Source organism: Anabaena sp. EIM26, assembly GCF_057568715.1.
The window spans coordinates 292,345-308,583 of the sequence record NZ_CM172472.1; the positions used below are offsets into that span (position 1 = coordinate 292,345).

Consider the following 16,239-nt stretch of genomic DNA (forward strand, 5'->3'; position numbering starts at 1 on the left):
TTTTAGATTCAACACTTTATGGTTATAAACACTCCCCCCCTTTGCGATATGATTGGGGTCAACGATATCAACTTATAGGCATAAATACAGAGGGCAAGACACTGTGATTAGAGTTGCAATCAACGGTTTCGGGCGCATTGGACGGAACTTCGCACGCTGCTGGGTAGGTAGAGAAAATAGCCAAATTGAACTTGTCGCTATCAATGACACCTCTGACCCTAGAACCAATGCTCACCTGCTCAGATATGACTCGATGCTAGGGAAGTTACAAAATGCGGACATTACGGCCGATGATAATTCCATCACCGTTAACGGTCATACGATTAAGTGTGTATCTGATCGCAACCCAGATAACTTGCCCTGGAAAGAGTGGGGGATTGATCTGATTATCGAATCAACCGGCGTTTTTACCAGCAAAGAAGGGGCCATGAGGCACGTCAATGCAGGTGCTAAAAAGGTTCTCATTACCGCACCTGGTAAAAATGAGGATGGCACTTTTGTTATGGGAGTAAATCATCTTGATTATGACCACAACAAACACAACATCATCAGTAATGCCAGCTGTACCACTAACTGTTTGGCTCCTATTGCCAAGGTACTAAATGAAAAATTTGGTATCATCAAAGGCACCATGACCACCACCCACAGTTACACTGGGGACCAGCGGTTACTAGATGCTTCTCATCGTGATTTGCGTCGGGCTAGAGCAGCAGCCATCAATATTGTCCCCACCTCAACCGGTGCGGCTAAAGCAGTGGCTTTGGTACTTCCTGACCTCAAGGGTAAGTTAAATGGTTCAGCTTTGCGTGTACCTACCCCCAACGTTTCGATGGTGGATTTTGTGGTTCAGGTAGAGAAGCGCACTATTGCTGAAGAAGTTAACCAAGCTTTTAAAGATGCTTCTGAAGGTTCACTCAAAGGCATTTTAGGCTACAGTGAACTACTTTTAGTATCATCTGATTACCAAGGTGCTAATGAGTCTTCTATTGTTGATGCCAATTTAACTATTGTTATGGGCAATGACATGATCAAAGTTATGGCTTGGTATGACAATGAGTGGGGCTATAGCCAACGAGTTCTAGACTTGGCTGAATTAGTAGCTGAAAAATGGGTTTAATTTAACTTGTCAGTTGTCAGTCGTCAGTTGTCTAAATACTAACGACTAATAACTAAAAATGTTGAAATCCCTGACTGAGACTCAGAACTTGGTCGGGGATTTTTTCGTTTTCATACTGCAATATGACTGTTAAGCCTGGCGTAATTGAACCTATAATTGCTGCACCTGCGCCTAGTTGTTGGACTAATGCTAATGCAGGTTCTGGTGGTAAGCAGAGGACTAATTCAAAATCTTCGCCACCGTATAAAGCATATTTTAGCCCTTGTTCTGCTGTTACCCACTGGTTTAAAGTTGATAGCATGGGAATTCGTTTGTGTTCTATAATTGCGCCTACTTGACTGGCGCGGCAGATTTGTAATACAGCATCTGCTAAACCGTCACTGCTATCCATACCGGCAACAGGAATAGGGCAGGGAGATTTTAGGATTTCCTGGAGGATGGGAAGGACATCTAAACGGGGATTTGGACGCTGATGTGCTTTGATTAAAGCTGCCTTTTCTTCTGTTTTTAAACTTTGTGCTATTTCGGGGTGTAAAAGTATTTCTAAGCCTGCACGGGAGGCTCCGTGAATACCTGTAACGACGATCGCATATCCAACTTGTGCCGCAGAACGACGGATCATAAAATTGGGGTTAACTTGACCAAAGGCAGTAATTGCTAAAGTGGTGATGGGCGATCGCACAATGTCACCACCAACTATAGGCACATTATACTTTTGCAAGCATTCTGTCATGCCCTGATAGAGTCTTTCCACCCAATTCACAGCTAAATCTCCAGGTAAACCCAGTCCAACGGTGACACCCAAGGGAAAAGCGCCCATAGCTGCTAAATCTGATAAATTTGCCGCCGCAGCCCGCCAACCTGCATCTTCGGGGGAAGTGGTAACATCACTAAAATGCACACCATCAACCAGCATATCTGTTGTAACTACCAAAGATTGATTTGGCAAAGTTTCCAAAACAGCCGCATCATCTCCAATTACATCTGGAGGACAGAAACGTTGCAATCTTTCTAAAAGACCTTGTTCACCAATATCTTTTACTTGTAGAGAAGATAAATCACTATTCACCATCTGTCTTTCACTTACACGTTAGGATAAAAATATCATCTAGGGGTTAATCAAGATGGTCAGCATACAACTAAAAGGTATCACTTTTGAAGAATACTTAAAATATGAAGATGGAACTGGTTTTAAGTATGAACTGGTTGATGGACAGCTAGAAATTATGAATCCACCCACGATTGAACATTTTTTGATTTGCAAATTTCTCGAAACAAATCTAGATGATCAAATTCAGCGGTTGAGTTTACTTTGGTTGTGTTTTCGGGAAACTGGAGTGAGAACGAGTAGAAATAAATCGCGGTTGAGTGACTTGTGTGTGGTGACAGTAGAAGACGCGAAAGAATTAAAAAATGCTTCTGCTATATTTGAGTCAGCATCAATATTAATTATAGAGGTAGTTAGTCCAGAATCTATAAAAAGTGATTATCGCTATAAACGGTCGGAATATGGAGCTTTAGGAGTTTCTGAATATTGGATTGTAGATCCTTTAGAATCTAAAATTTCTGTATTATTCCTAGAAGAAGGATTATATGAAGATACGGTATTTACTGCTAATCAAAAAATTATATCGCGAACTTTTCCCGAATTGAATATTACAGTTGAGCAGGTATTCAATGCAGGCAATTTGGGATAGTCAATGTAAATAGCGGGTTAGCTACCCTACAAATTTGAGATTTCTTTAAAGGTAACAGCAAATAAATGGTTTCTACTGTTGGCATCACAGACACTATTAAAAGCTTGAGTGATTTACAAACTCGTTGTAACTTACATCAAGCAGAAGATGAAAACTTTTTTAACGAATGGTTGACAGACTTACCTCAACTCAGTCTGCAAGAACAATCAGGTGTTACTCGCATTAAACAGCGTTATGATTATCATCGTGTTGATGGTTTATTATTAGAAGGTACAATTAATCTTTTAGTAGTTTCGCCACTTTTGGAAATTGCAGGTTTTCTAGATTCACCTTACCGAATTCGCTCACCTTATGGCATAAGTTTAGAAATTGAAGAACCAGAAGAAACAATTCGCGGTTTTATTGATGTCCTAGTTGTGCAAGAAAACCTTTGGATTTTTGTGGTTGAATCTAAACGAAATAGCATTCCAGTTGTTACAGCAATACCGCAATTATTAGCCTATATGTTAAGTACTCCCCACCGAGATAAATCTGTATTTGGTATGGCTACAAATGGCGATGAGTTTATATTTATAAAACTAGCTATCACAGACAAACCTGAATATGACGTATCACGCACATTTTCCCTGTTTCCCCGACGACATGAATTAGCAGAAGTTTTGCAAATTCTTAAGAGATTAGGACAAGCTGTGGTCGTTTAATTTATCTGCATTTTAAAACAATTTTTAGGTAAATTAATGTTTGGGAATTTAGGTTTTGTTTGTAGTTGGCACTTTAGCGATAAAGCACCAACTACGAAAAACAATTAATTAAGCTGCTTTTGGTTGAACTAAATTTTCAATTCCTTGAATAACGGTTGCAGATTCAATTTTGTCATCTGCGTTGAGTTTATCTAAAATCTCTTTACCTTCTATCAGATAGCCAAACACAGTATAGCGACCATCTAAAAGATTGCGTCCTGCGGGGGTAAGTTCTGGTTCAAAGAGGAAAAAGAAAACTTGAGAAGAAGCACCATTTACGTCACCTTCAGGACGTGCCATTGCTAATGCACCAAAGGAAGAAAAAGGTAATACTGGCATATCTAGATAACGTCCAGCATCTTCGAGAGTAATGCCATAAGTTGGTTCTTTTTCGCCTTCAACCAAAATTTCTAAGGGAACCGCGCGATATTTGCCAGTTTTGGGATCAATAAAACCGACTTCTTTACCGGCTGGATCTCCAGTTTGTAGTACATAAGACTCTTCTGAACGGGTGAATTCTAAACCGTTATAAAAACCCCGTTGTACCAAATCGACAAAATTACCAGCAGTTACAGGAGCGCTATAACCATCTACAACTACGGTAAGGTCGCCTTTGTTAGTTTTGAAGGCGATGGTAGCGCGACCTTTGAGTTGGGGTAAATTACTGTATTCAGCAGGAACTTCAAAGGGGAATTCCTTCACCATAGACTCTTCCAGCAAGCTAACTAGATTGAGTAATTTGGCTCTTCCTTGCAGAATAGGGTCTTTCTGTTTAGTTTTGACTACTTCTTGCAGTTCTGTGACACCAGATTTTAACTCAGTAATCCAAGCTTCTGCTTGGGGTTGGCGTTCTTCGGGAACGCTTGCTAAGATTTGGGAGGATTGATCGAGAATCCGTGATGCTTGTTTGAGGTCGTTAGCGATCGCACCCCATCGCTTATTTGCTCGCAGTTGGTTGGAAATATCCTCTAAACTAGCTTGCAGTTTGCGTACTGGTTTGTTATCAATTGGGAGTGCATACCTTAACAAAGCTTTGCCGTCGGTAATCGCATTCCCCGCTGGTAGGGCAGCGTAACTAGAGGGAGTCCACCCAGCTGTGCTTAGTCCTAAAACTATTGTTACAAGCAGTATTGCTTTTAGGCTGTGCTTCAGCCCGGACTTTATGAAGTTAAACATGGAATTTCTCAAATGCAGCATCAAATTTTTGACTGGAAGTAACACATCAATTATCTTCCCACAGTAACAGTCCTGAGTACTGAGTACTGATTTTTGAGTGCTGAGTCCTGAAGCTAAAGACGAATAACAACTGACAAATTACGACCCTTGAAGGGTACAATAAATGCCGATTGTCTTCCAAAAATTGAAAGTTTCATGATCTCTAGTAACGACTTTCGACCCGGTGTCTCAATTGTCCTAGACGGGTCTGTATGGCGAGTGATAGATTTTCTTCACGTTAAACCGGGCAAAGGTTCTGCCTTTGTGCGAACAACACTAAGAAATGTCCAGAGTGGGAAAGTACTCGAAAAAACTTTCCGGGCTGGGGAATCTTTGCCACAAGCTACTCTGGAAAAAATTACGATGCAGCATACCTATAAAGAAGGCGAAGAGTTAGTCTTTATGGATATGGAAACCTACGAAGAAGGTAGATTAACTGTAGCGGAAATTGGCGATCGCGTAAAATACCTCAAAGAAGGTATGGAAGTCAACGTTATTCGTTGGGGCGAACAAGTGCTAGAAGTAGAACTACCTAATTCTGTAGTTCTGGAAATTGTCCAAACAGATCCTGGTGTTAAAGGTGATACTGCTACTGGTGGTACTAAGCCTGCAATTGTCGAAACTGGTGCAACTGTCATGGTTCCCTTGTTTATTACTCAAGGAGAACGGATTAAAATTGATACCAGGGAAGATAAATACTTGGGTAGGGAATAATTTTTATCTCTCCTGAGACCAAGTTGGGATAATGATTGGGTCATGGGTAATAATTTTTGCAATTACAATCCAAAATCCAAAATCCAAAATTGGTAATAACGATTTCAATCCCTTGTTTATATAGGGATTAAATCCCTGCCACACTTAAGATTCTCGTTTATGGTTAGGTCGAGGTAAAAAAAACTGTGCCATTAGACTTTAATGAAATCCGCCAACTACTGGCAACTATTGCACAAACGGATATTGCCGAAGTAACGCTCAAAAGCGATGACTTTGAGCTAACAGTACGGAAAGGTGTCAGCAATCATGTTCTATCCGTAGGTCAGGCGACCTTAGGCGGTGTGGTAGGTTCAGGATTGACATCAGTTAACCAAATAGCACCCACAACCCTACCAGAAGCCGCGACAAGTCGTGATAATTCTGTAGCTGGGGCGCAATCACCGCTGTCAGTGAATACGCCCTCAGCCAGATTGGTAGAAGTGCAGTCCCCTATGGTGGGAACATTTTATCGCGCACCTGCGCCTGGTGAAGCGGCATTTGTGGAAGTAGGCGATCGCGTCCGTAGCGGTCAATCAGTCTGTATCATCGAAGCCATGAAGCTAATGAACGAAATTGAAGCCGAAGTTTCTGGACAGGTGATGGAAATTTTGGTACAGAATGGTGAACCGGTTGAATATGGTCAACCTTTGATGCGAATTAACCCTGATTAAGTATGAATCTATAAAATGAGTCATTGTTAAAGCTCTAAATACTTGCGGGTTAATCCTGATGAAACAAACGTTGCCTGTACCATCAGAAGTAGTGCAACAAGTCGCTGAATACTTCAGCCTATTAAGTGAGCCGATGCATCTGCGGCTATTACACTTGCCATAGGATGAAGAAAAATGTGTGCAAAAGTTGGTAGAGGCAACACAAACATCTCAGGTAAACATATCAAAGCACCTGAAAGTAATGTGGCAAGCCGGAATCCTTAACCGCCGCAGTGAAGGAACTTGCGCTTACTACCGGGTAGAAGACGAAATGATTTTTGATTTGTGTAACCGGGTTTGCAATACCTGTGGCGTACCCCACCAGGGAAGCAAGCTATGCCAACCAGAGGCTCCGCGTAGCCCCTGTCTACGACACGCTCCGCGAACGTAGAGAAAGGAGCCAAGCGATCGGCCACCAGGCTAGAACCACAAGCCCGCAGCTTCAGGGTACTAAATAAAAGTTAGTCATTGGTCATTGGTCATTAGTCATTAGTTTATTTTTTGCTAAATCGACCACTGACCATTGATTATTTGCTAAAGCGGATAATTTTGGTTAAAGTTTTTACGAGTTAGTGGCTGTTCTATTTCCACACCTTCACCACCTAAAACTTCCAAAGGCTTACCATTGACATCAATGTACACTTTAGCATCAGGATTTAAAGTTGTCGCAGTATAGACAACCTGACCAACACGACCCATCATTGAAGTACTGCCACCACCACTGGTAAAATTTTCTGATAAATTCACATGGACTTCATTATTTTCCACTTTCATTCCCAGCAATTGAGTTCCTTGAGGAATAGTTGTGGAATCTGTACCTTCACTTGGACCCGATAGTAAAGCCTGGAAAGCCTTTTCCAAAACTTGGTTTGGTTGTGCAGCCGCAATTTTGAGAGGTTGCGGAACCAACTCCACACCCGTTTCTTTAGATCTGAGCCAATATATACTAGCAGTCTGTTCATTAGCTGGCTGCGTAGTCAATGGCTGTTGTGGCTGTCTGATGCTTTGAGAGGGGTTTACTGGTGTGGGAGTATTAGGAGTTTGAGAAGTAATCCAAGCTACACCACCACTTACCGCCACAACCGCAGCTGAGACAGCTGCTATCACACCTGAAGAAATATTACGGTTAGTTCTTTGTTGGTCATTCATATATAAAACCTGCTTAACAGAGGGCTGAAATAGTGTTTGTAAGAGGAGCAGCCTGGTTAAAGACGATGGGGATGCGTGGAGGTTTCTTAAAATCAATAGATGCCTGAACTTGTCAGAATACTGCTGTTTGTAATTCTGCCTATCTCAATACCAATTTTGGATTTAGGACTTTAGATTATAAATCCTCTTGATTAGGCTATTTCAGCAATTTGTAATCCTGCACCCATAGTAACTTTATTTCATCTTTAATTTTAGGTTCACACTCCCAGTCCGTCACCAGAACCTTGATGTAAATATAATCGTTTCTTGAAATACTGATATTAAGAGAGTATACAGGAAGATCTTTAATACCCTGCATCCTCATTAATAGTGAAATTTAAGATCCATAGGTATGAATTATCTATACATCTGCATACCCTCCCTGATAACTTGAATCTATTCGTTTAATATATTAAACAAGTCCTCAAAGACAATTTCCTGAAATCCCAGGAATTTGGACACAATAGAGACATACTTCATATCATTTGTAAAAGGTTTTAAAAGCCATTTGAATTGCATGATTATTTATGGGATGATGAAAACCCAAAATAATAAATATTATGGTTCTTCGGTACTTACTATGCTAAATAAATTTTTTAAAATCCTTTAACCCTTGCAATACAAGAATTCAAGGCGAATTTAGGTAATTTACATTAAATTTGCCATGAAAACGGTGAAACTCTTTATTGATAAAGGCTATGGCTTAAATAAACTCATATTTTGCATAACAAGTACCGAAGAGCCATTTTTCTTTACCATCAGCTATTAATTGCTCATCAGATTTTGTAAATATAGTCGTTACAGCTATGACTACACCAATAATTACGATAATTCCTGAAATTCCACTAATAATTAATTGCCAGGGAATAGAGGGTTTTGGTGGTGTGGGTGGTTTTAGTAGTGTTTTATTTGTTGTTAATTCTGTTAACACTTCCTGAGCATTTTGAAACCGTTTTGTATAATCTTCATAAATCATTTTATTTAAAAAATCAGCAAATTCAGAGCTAACATTTGCTTTTGTTTGCCAATTTTTAGCTAAGTTAGGTGTAAAAGAAGGATCTTCTCCTGTGATTGCAAAAACACCAATCATTCCGATTGAATAAATATCACTTGCAAAAGATACGAATCCTAATAAAATTTCGGGTGCAATATATCCCGGTGTCCCTCCTAAAATTGATGCAAGTTTTATCCCTACGAATGTTATTTCTTTGACCAAACCAAAATCAATAATAACTAATTTATGATCTTCACTTCTGCGAATAATATTTTCTGGTTTGATATCTCGATGAATGACTGCATAATCTTTGTTGTTTTTGATGTCTTGGATATATTCAACAATTTCTAAAATTTCCGTCAATAAAGATTTAACTTTATCTTCTGATAATTTCTTTCCCTGTTGAATTTCCGCATTTAAAGAATGTCCTTCCATATATTCTTGTGCATAAAATTCTTCTCTCAATTCTGTAAACCGTTCATGAATAGTAGGAATTTGATTATATGTTTCTCCTAGTTTAGCTAATGCTTGAGTTTCTTTGGTAAAAAGTCGTAAATAGTTAGCCCAAACTTGATTTATTTTTTCTTGTTGTTCTGCTAGGGGTAAATGCTCAATCTTTAAACTTGCAGGTGTCGGTTTTTTAAGTTGTTTTAAGACTAAAATTCTTTGGTTAGGATGATTTCTATCTTTAACTTTATAGGTAATACCAAATCCGGTTTTAGTAGATAAAATATCTATGATTTGATAACGATCTCGGAGAATAGCACCAATGGGTAAAATGTTATTCATATTTATTGTTAAAGTTTTTATTGGTTTTTAGGTTGTGCTGTTGCTTAACTCAACCTACAATTTTGAGAAGATTCTCAAGTTTGTTGTATTATAAATTGCCTTTTACTTAATATTGATTGATATGAATGAAATTTATACAACTGATGTCTTAGTAGTCGGAGGGGGAACCGGTGGAACTGCTGCGGCTATCCAAGCAGCACGCAGGGGCGCTAAAACTATCCTCGTAAGTGAATTTACCTGGTTAGGCGGAATGTTAACATCTGCTGGCGTATCTGCACCAGATGGCAATGAATTACAATCTTTCCACACAGGATTATGGGGAGCATTTATCCAAGAATTACGCCAACGACAACCAGGAGGACTAGATAATAGTTGGGTGAGCTTTTTTAGCTATGATCCGCGTATAGGTGCAGAAATTTTTGCAGACTGGGTGAAAGAATTACCGAATTTACATTGGATTTCGGGAAAAGTGCCTTTAGAGGTTTTGCGTCAGGGAGACTGTATTACAGGTGTACGCTTTGCAGACTTCACCGTGAATGCCAAAATTATTCTTGATGGTACGGAATTAGGTGATTTATTGGCTTTAGGGGAAGTACCTTACCGTTGGGGTTGGGAATTGCAGTCAGACTGGGGAGAACCTAGCGCCCCTATTGTCCCTGATGCTCTCACTGCAAAGTATCCGGTACAATCACCAACTTGGGTGGTGGTGATGCAAGATTTTGGTGAAAGTATCGCCCCAGAAATTCCTGCTGCTCCTAATTATGACCCTTCTTTGTTTACAGGTGCTTGGTCAGATTATGGCGCTGAGAAGTTTTTGAATTATGGAAGATTGCCAGAAGGTCGATTTATGATTAATTGGCCTATTTGTGGCAATGACTACGGTCAAAAGGCTGATCGTTTGATAAAGTCAGAAATGACAAGACGTGAGTTTGAGCAAGAATGTTTCTGGCATAGTCAAAACTTTGCCCATTTCATTCAAACTCAGCTTGGTAGACGCTACGGTTTAGCAGAAGGAGTTTTTCCTAGTCTTTCTCCAGCTTTTGCGCTGCATCCCTACTACCGCGAAAGTCGTCGTTTAGAGGGATTGATTACTGTCTGTGAGCAGAATATTCTGCCATTAGCAGGTGGTAACGTTGCAGCAAAATTTGATGATGCAGTTGCTATTGGTAACTACGCCAATGATCACCATTACCCTGGTGTTAAGTTCTCACTACAACCTAAATCTATTCGCTGGGGGGGACGTTGGACTGGAACACCCTTTACTATTCCCTACCGTTGTCTAATTCCTAAGTCTACAGATGGTTTGCTGGTCTGTGAAAAGAATATTTCTGTGTCTCACATAGCAAATGGGGCAACCAGACTACAGCCTGTAGTAATGGGCATTGGTCAAGCTGCGGGTATGGCAGCTGCTCTATGTTGTGAGCTAGAATGTCAGCCCAGGGATTTGCCGGTCAGGAAATTGCAAACAGCTTTATTAACTGATGAGCAATGTCCGACAGCAATTGTTCCTTTATTTAACGTAACAACCAATCATCCAGAGTGGTTAGACTGGCAAATTCATTATTTGGACAACCCAGAAACTTATCCCTCCAGTGGTAATTGTCCTTGTTTATTGGTTAATCAGTATGATTACTCGAATCTTGATTGTTTCATGGGCATTTTTAATCGCCTAGACCAACAAGATTATAGATTTAGTATTATTAATCCCATCGAATTTTCACATATAACTTGGCAAATTGTGACATTGCGATCGCATATTGACAAGCAACTGCAAGCCCTTCCTCAGCAACAAAAGCTTACCGTCTGGGGATATCAAAATTCATCTGGTCACTGGCTACTTGTCGAATATATCGACGAAGTATCAAATTAATTTTTTTGCAGTCACATACAATACTTTTTGATAAATTGTCCGGATCATCATACAAATGTTAAGTATCAGTGAAGTAGAGAGTTCTAAAATAGACATCTACTATGCGTGCTGCCATTTCACTTTTAGTATCGAGTCTGGTATTCGGCTCCTTAGCTTTTAACGGCGAAGCGATGCTTACTCGTCTTTCCTACCTCCTGCTTGCTGGTTCTGGTTCACAACAGCTACTGGCTGATAATCCCAAACCAGGGCCTAACCAACCAGAACAGCCAGCCCCTCATCGTGGTAGTGGACGTAGAGAATCAATGGAATATTTCAGAAATATCCATTCAGTTGTTTAGCAACCCTAGCTTCAGACCGCTTGTAGGAGAATTCGTTGCCAGCAAAGGAATCAAATTACCTGCGAACTGGGTGTTTAAGATCCTTGACACAACTTGTCGAACCGAAACATAGACAGTTAAAGCATTTCATAGCTTATCCATCGTTCCAAATTTTATCTTCTTCGACCAAAGACATAGACAGTTAAAGCACTACATAACTCATTCATCGTTCCAGATTTCATCACCTCTGACTAAAGACATAGACAGTTAAAGCACTACACAACTGCACAACTGAGCGATCATTTAGTATTCCCTCAAAACATCCAGTAATTGTGGAAAACTTAGCTTGTATTAGTGATACCAATCAAGAACAAAGATTGTGATCAATGGATATTCTAAAAAGTTGATCCATAACTCTTTGAGAATCCAAAATCTAAAATGGTATGACTTAGTAACTCATATACGTACTCGACTAGTTTTCCTCAACTGCTGCTGTTTTGTATTAGCCGTCTATATATTAGGGAGGCCGAAAAGCAGGAAGAGAATAGAATTGTACTTCTTGTGGTTAACCCGTCAAGGTCGGTGTGATATCCAGTAGGAATATTGAGAATTTTTGGAGATCCATAAAACAGTTAATCCAGAACCCAAAATCTAAAATCTACAGCGGTGTCAAGGACTGTCAATGGTCATTAGCCTAAACCAGATGAGTACTTCTGCGTTACCTTAAACTGGTTTATGTGCAATAAAATACTTACTGAGAAAGTGGACTTCTGTGTCGATGTTTTCAAAGTCCGCTTTCTTTAAACGCTCTACTAAGTCATCAGTAGTGTAATCTCTGTAGTAAGGTTCATGGAACATTTTCGGAAAGTTATCCATCACCTGAGTCAATTCAGGTGAATCACTCTTCTGAATGGAGTCACATATAATCAAGATTCCACCTGGTTTTAACACCCGAAAGCATTGTTCTATAATTGATTGACGCACAGTATTAGGTAACTCATGAAAAAGAAACACAGAAGTTACCACATGAAAATAATCATCTAAATAAGGCAATTTTTCAGCATTTGCCTGTAAAAGTTGTGGTAATTCCAACGGATCTAGAGACAATAGCTCATTAGATTTACGTAAATAAGCTGGCGACAAATCTGTACCATATAAAGAAACTTGAGGACAAGCTGCGCGTATCATCTTCAGAGTCCGCCCAGTACCACAAGCTACATCTAGAATTCGGATTTGTTTTGGCGACAGAAACTGAAATTTTGCCAAACCGCTTTTCAGCGGGGCGAGAATACGTCGTCGCATGGCATCAGCTGAACCCCCAAACAAAAGTTCCACCTGTAAGTCATATAAATTGGCTGATAGGTTACTCAAATAACCATCAGTTTGATGATGAAAATTCTGCAAATAGTAACTAGGATAACTGTCTTTATCTATTTCTGGTGAAAAGTCTTGTTGGCTATTTTTTATGGATCGTTCCCAGATTAGGGGTAAATCTAGCCAAATTAATGGATAATAGCGGAAAAAATCTTCCCAAGGATTATCAAATAATACACTAGTCGGATATATTCCTTTTTCTGCATCCTGCCAGTCAGTTTCTAGTAGCTGATTTAATCTGTTTCGCAGTTTGGGTATTACCTCTTGAGGTATAAGTTGGCTCGTTTGCGCTAGTGTGGGATGCACTAAGTTTCTTAATTGTGAAGTTAAAATTTTATGAGCAAAGCTGAAGTAATTCTTTCCTTGTTGAAAAGTCTGATAGGTCAGCTTGGTTAAGGTGTCTGACATAAACAATAGATTAAACTTTATTACCGTCAATTATTGTATTGGAATCACCATCAAGAATAAAGCTTTTTGGAAATAAATACTCGTCTTCAACTACGTATAATTCTTGGATTGATCCACGATATTACATACAGCAAGTAGAACAGGACTTACGCAAGATGTGACCGAAAAGCTGATTCTTCCGTAGCGGTAATTCATGAATTACCGCTACTTTCGTTGTGTTGTGCATAAGTCCTATAGAAGTATAGCGATCGCTCAAGTGTAAATTTTTGTAAATTATTTTCAATTCCGTAGCATACGCTACAGAAATCCTGTTACTATAAATGGGTAAGGAAAAAATTCTATTAGTAAGAAATAGTGAGGACTGTAGTTATGTCTATTCAAGAAAAATCTCGTGCGTTAATGGTACGTCAACATCAGCAAGTTAAGAACCGTCAACAATCAATGCTGATGCGTGCTGCACAAGAACTCGGTCTTCCTGAAGAACTATCCCATTATTGGAACCCCATTCAAGGGAAGATAGATCCTACTACACAAACAATTTATAGTAGCAGTCACGCATCTATGAGCTAAGACTTTTGTTTGAATGCTTAAACTAACAGATTGAAAAAAAGCCACCCTCAAGGGTGGCTTGCAAATTTGCTTTACTACTCGTTGCAATTAGCAATCGTAATATAAGAAGAATTCGTAAGGATGAGGACGTAACTGCATTTGCTTAACTTCGTTAGCGAGTTTGTAGTCAATCCAGTTTTGGATGAAATCTTCTGAGAATACACCAGTTTCTGTTAAGAAAGCGTGATCGTTTTCGAGTGCTTCTAATGCCAATTCTAAAGAACCTGGTGTAGAAGGAATTTTCGCCAATTCTTCTGGAGAAAGTTCATAGATATTCTTATCTAAGGGTTCACCAGGATGGATTTTGTTCTTAATGCCATCAATACCAGCGCAAAGCATGGCAGCAAAGGCTAAATAGGGGTTAGAGGTGGCATCTGGACAACGGAACTCTAACCGCTTGGCTTTGGGGTTATTACCAGACAAGGGAATCCGTACAGAAGCAGAACGGTTGCCTTGGGAATAAGCCAAGTTTACTGGTGCTTCATAACCCGGTACTAAACGTTTGTAGGAGTTTGTAGTGGGGTTGGTGATTGCCAACAATGCTGGAGCGTGCTTAAGAATACCACCAATGTAGTACAATCCCATTTCGCTCATGCCAGCATACTTGTCACCGGCAAATAAAGGTTGTCCACCTTTCCAAATAGATTGGTGACAGTGCATACCGGAACCATTATCACCAAAAATTGGTTTTGGCATGAAGGTGACGGTTTTACCGTACTTTCTGGCAACGTTCTTGATGACATATTTATAAGTCATCAGCCAGTCAGCAGCTTCGATTAACTTACCAAAGCGGAAACCTAATTCACACTGACCACCTGTAGCAACTTCGTGGTGTTGTTTTTCAATGGGTACACCACAGTCTTTCATAGTTAGCAGCATTTCTGTCCGCATATCTTGAAAGCTATCCGTTGGTGGTACGGGGAAGTAACCTTCTTTAAAGCGGGTTTTGTAACCCAGGTTGGGGCCTTCTTCTCTACCAGTGTTCCAACGACCTTCTACGGAATCTACGTAGTAGTAACCAGAGTTGGCGGTTTGGTCGTAGCGGACATCATCAAAGATGAAGAATTCTGCTTCTGGTCCAAAGAATGCTGTGTCACCAAGTCCTGTGGAAGCAAGATAGTCTATTGCTTTTTGGGCAATAACACGAGGGCAACGGTTATACCATTCGCCTGTGCGTGGTTCCTTAATACTACAAATTATACTTAGGGTTGGCTCTTTCATGAATGGATCGATCCAAGCGGTGTTTGGATCTAGCACCATTGTCATGTCTGATTCTTCGATGCCTTTCCAACCCCGAATACTGGAACCGTCGAAAGGAACACCATCAGTGAATGAACTTTCATCAATTTGATCCTGGTACATGGTCAAATGTTGCCAAGTCCCTGGTGTGTCGATGAATTTCAGATCAATCATCTGAATGTTTTTGTCTTGAATCATCTTCAAGACTTCTTTTGGGGTTGTCATTGTTACTCCTTCTGTACCCAATTTTCTAAAGTAAAACCAGAATCTGCCAAAGCATCTTATCCCTGCCGAACTAACCCAAGTTGTGACACACCACCTGGAATATCGTAAATACTCGACTTGAGGTGGTTTTGTAGTGTTTGTTACAGATTATCTGGATTACAGGTTATATTAACCTTTCTTCATCATCTGCACAAAACTGGAAATATCATCTCATAGGGGTCAACTTTGGCATAGAATCCTTAAATAGCGGATGGATAGTTTTTGTGCCGCATTTATTGTTTATGGCACAAAAGTTTACAGGTGCATAATTGCAGCCAAATAAATATCAAACCATAGATAGCTAATGATTGGGAGAAAAAAGAATGCGCGATGCAATTACAACTTTAATTAAGAATTATGACGTAACCGGACGTTATTTTGACCGGAATGCGATCGATAGCCTCAAGTCTTACTTTGAAACTGGTACGGCAAGAGTGCAAGCGGCTGCTGCAATTAATTCTAATGCAGCGGCTATTGTTAAACAGGCTGGTGCTAAGTTATTTGAAGAATTGCCAGAGTTGATTCGTCCTGGTGGTAATGCCTATACAACTCGTCGGTTTGCGGCTTGTTTGCGGGATATGGACTATTACCTCCGCTATGCTACTTATGCGTTGGTAGCTGGCAATATGAATGTACTTGATGAGCGGGTGTTGCAAGGACTCCGGGAAACTTACAATTCTTTGGGCGTACCTATTGGTTCTACAGTTCAAGGTATCCAGATTATGAAGGGTCTTGTCAAGGAGCAAGTAGCGGCTGCTGGTATTGCTAACACTGCTTTTGTGGATGAGCCTTTTGACTATATCACTCGTGAGTTGAGTGAGATTGATATTTAATATCTGAATTTTGGCGATTGGAAATCGCAGCTACACAATCAAATCCGTAAAGACGGACTTGATTTTTAATATCGCACTTTGACTTTATTAGCAAGGTGCGTTTACTTTTTTTAATGTAAAAA

General features: G+C 39.9%; 15 protein-coding genes and 1 pseudogene. 10 read left to right on the forward strand and 6 right to left on the reverse strand.

Annotation, left to right across the window (positions count from 1 at the left end; translation table 11 throughout):
• The first annotated feature begins 103 nt into the window (after positions 1–103).
• The gene (locus AC012T_RS01165) at positions 104–1,117 is read left to right on the forward strand and encodes a type I glyceraldehyde-3-phosphate dehydrogenase (RefSeq protein WP_487062513.1); all 1,014 of its coding nucleotides are present in this window, start codon (positions 104–106) and stop codon (positions 1,115–1,117) included.
• 52 nt (positions 1,118–1,169) lie between these two features.
• Here AC012T_RS01165 and thiL read toward each other — a convergent pair whose 3' ends face one another.
• Positions 1,170–2,186, reverse strand: a complete 1,017-nt coding sequence (gene thiL / locus AC012T_RS01170; protein ID WP_487066388.1) for a thiamine-phosphate kinase — start codon at positions 2,184–2,186, stop codon at positions 1,170–1,172.
• Between the two features lie 55 nt (positions 2,187–2,241).
• Between thiL and AC012T_RS01175 the strand changes: the two genes are divergently transcribed.
• Both AC012T_RS01175 and AC012T_RS01180 read left to right on the forward strand, forming a co-directional pair.
• The gene (locus AC012T_RS01175; protein WP_487062514.1) at positions 2,242–2,814 is read left to right on the forward strand and encodes a Uma2 family endonuclease; all 573 of its coding nucleotides are present in this window, start codon (positions 2,242–2,244) and stop codon (positions 2,812–2,814) included.
• A gap of 65 nt (positions 2,815–2,879) precedes the next feature.
• Positions 2,880–3,515 (forward strand): type I restriction endonuclease subunit R, encoded by a 636-nt coding sequence (locus tag AC012T_RS01180; RefSeq protein WP_487062515.1) that lies wholly within the window; start codon positions 2,880–2,882, stop codon positions 3,513–3,515.
• A gap of 108 nt (positions 3,516–3,623) precedes the next feature.
• Here the strand turns inward: AC012T_RS01180 and AC012T_RS01185 are convergent, their stop codons facing one another.
• Complete coding sequence (locus AC012T_RS01185) at positions 3,624–4,730, reverse strand: peptidylprolyl isomerase (RefSeq protein WP_487062516.1); 1,107 nt, start codon at positions 4,728–4,730, stop codon at positions 3,624–3,626.
• 195 nt (positions 4,731–4,925) lie between these two features.
• Between AC012T_RS01185 and efp the strand changes: the two genes are divergently transcribed.
• The 3 genes and pseudogenes from efp (at position 4,926) to AC012T_RS01200 (ending at position 6,623) form a co-directional block, all read left to right on the forward strand.
• Positions 4,926–5,483, forward strand: coding sequence for an elongation factor P (gene efp / locus AC012T_RS01190; RefSeq protein ID WP_015212530.1), 558 nt, complete (start codon positions 4,926–4,928; stop codon positions 5,481–5,483).
• Positions 5,484–5,668: 185 nt separating this feature from the next.
• A complete protein-coding gene (gene accB / locus AC012T_RS01195) occupies positions 5,669–6,193 on the forward strand; it encodes an acetyl-CoA carboxylase biotin carboxyl carrier protein (RefSeq protein ID WP_487062517.1) in 525 nt (174 codons plus the stop codon).
• Positions 6,194–6,251: 58 nt separating this feature from the next.
• A pseudogene (locus AC012T_RS01200) lies at positions 6,252–6,623 on the forward strand (ArsR/SmtB family transcription factor).
• A gap of 143 nt (positions 6,624–6,766) precedes the next feature.
• On the opposite strand, the gene AC012T_RS01205 reads toward AC012T_RS01200, so the two are convergent.
• Both AC012T_RS01205 and AC012T_RS01210 read right to left on the reverse strand, forming a co-directional pair.
• Positions 6,767–7,381, reverse strand: a complete 615-nt coding sequence (locus AC012T_RS01205) for a GerMN domain-containing protein (protein WP_487062518.1) — start codon at positions 7,379–7,381, stop codon at positions 6,767–6,769.
• A 742-nt stretch (positions 7,382–8,123) separates the two neighbouring features.
• Positions 8,124–9,203 carry a protein kinase domain-containing protein gene (locus AC012T_RS01210; protein ID WP_487062519.1) on the reverse strand — a complete coding sequence of 360 codons (1,080 nt, stop codon included), beginning with the start codon at positions 9,201–9,203 and terminating at the stop codon, positions 8,124–8,126.
• A gap of 121 nt (positions 9,204–9,324) precedes the next feature.
• Here AC012T_RS01210 and AC012T_RS01215 point away from each other — a divergent pair, with 121 nt between their 5' ends.
• Both AC012T_RS01215 and patX read left to right on the forward strand, forming a co-directional pair.
• Entirely contained in the window at positions 9,325–11,073 is a 1,749-nt protein-coding gene (locus tag AC012T_RS01215; RefSeq protein ID WP_487062520.1) for an FAD-dependent oxidoreductase, read from the forward strand.
• Between the two features lie 101 nt (positions 11,074–11,174).
• Entirely contained in the window at positions 11,175–11,411 is a 237-nt protein-coding gene (gene patX / locus AC012T_RS01220) for a heterocyst-inhibiting protein PatX (protein ID WP_015212567.1), read from the forward strand.
• Between the two features lie 702 nt (positions 11,412–12,113).
• Here the strand turns inward: patX and AC012T_RS01225 are convergent.
• A complete protein-coding gene (locus AC012T_RS01225) occupies positions 12,114–13,172 on the reverse strand; it encodes a class I SAM-dependent methyltransferase (protein ID WP_487062521.1) in 1,059 nt (352 codons plus the stop codon).
• Between the two features lie 369 nt (positions 13,173–13,541).
• Between AC012T_RS01225 and gifA the strand changes: the two genes are divergently transcribed.
• Positions 13,542–13,742, forward strand: coding sequence for a glutamine synthetase inactivation factor IF7A (gene gifA / locus AC012T_RS01230; RefSeq protein ID WP_015212565.1), 201 nt, complete (start codon positions 13,542–13,544; stop codon positions 13,740–13,742).
• Positions 13,743–13,829: 87 nt separating this feature from the next.
• On the opposite strand, the gene glnA is transcribed toward gifA, so the two are convergent.
• Positions 13,830–15,245, reverse strand: a complete 1,416-nt coding sequence (glnA, locus tag AC012T_RS01235) for a type I glutamate--ammonia ligase (RefSeq protein ID WP_190556155.1) — start codon at positions 15,243–15,245, stop codon at positions 13,830–13,832.
• Between the two features lie 362 nt (positions 15,246–15,607).
• Between glnA and apcB the strand changes: the two genes are divergently transcribed.
• On the forward strand, positions 15,608–16,117 hold the full coding sequence (gene apcB / locus AC012T_RS01240) for an allophycocyanin subunit beta (protein WP_015212563.1): 510 nt from the start codon (positions 15,608–15,610) through the stop codon (positions 16,115–16,117).
• Positions 16,118–16,239: the final 122 nt, after the last annotated feature.

Excerpts from the sequence above, each read along its gene's own strand:
- glnA (WP_190556155.1), bottom strand. The coding sequence starts at position 15,245 with ATGACAACCCCAAAAGAAGTCTTGAAGATGATTCAAGACAAAAACATT.
- AC012T_RS01205 (WP_487062518.1), bottom strand. The coding sequence starts at position 7,381 with ATGAATGACCAACAAAGAACTAACCGTAATATTTCTTCAGGTGTGATA.
- patX (WP_015212567.1), top strand. The coding sequence starts at position 11,175 with ATGCGTGCTGCCATTTCACTTTTAGTATCGAGTCTGGTATTCGGCTCC.
- AC012T_RS01180 (WP_487062515.1), top strand. The coding sequence starts at position 2,880 with ATGGTTTCTACTGTTGGCATCACAGACACTATTAAAAGCTTGAGTGAT.
- AC012T_RS01215 (WP_487062520.1), top strand. The coding sequence starts at position 9,325 with ATGAATGAAATTTATACAACTGATGTCTTAGTAGTCGGAGGGGGAACC.
- AC012T_RS01225 (WP_487062521.1), bottom strand. The coding sequence starts at position 13,172 with ATGTCAGACACCTTAACCAAGCTGACCTATCAGACTTTTCAACAAGGA.
- AC012T_RS01175 (WP_487062514.1), top strand. The coding sequence starts at position 2,242 with ATGGTCAGCATACAACTAAAAGGTATCACTTTTGAAGAATACTTAAAA.
- AC012T_RS01210 (WP_487062519.1), bottom strand. The coding sequence starts at position 9,203 with ATGAATAACATTTTACCCATTGGTGCTATTCTCCGAGATCGTTATCAA.
- AC012T_RS01185 (WP_487062516.1), bottom strand. The coding sequence starts at position 4,730 with ATGTTTAACTTCATAAAGTCCGGGCTGAAGCACAGCCTAAAAGCAATA.
- efp (WP_015212530.1), top strand. The coding sequence starts at position 4,926 with ATGATCTCTAGTAACGACTTTCGACCCGGTGTCTCAATTGTCCTAGAC.
- gifA (WP_015212565.1), top strand. The coding sequence starts at position 13,542 with ATGTCTATTCAAGAAAAATCTCGTGCGTTAATGGTACGTCAACATCAG.
- apcB (WP_015212563.1), top strand. The coding sequence starts at position 15,608 with ATGCGCGATGCAATTACAACTTTAATTAAGAATTATGACGTAACCGGA.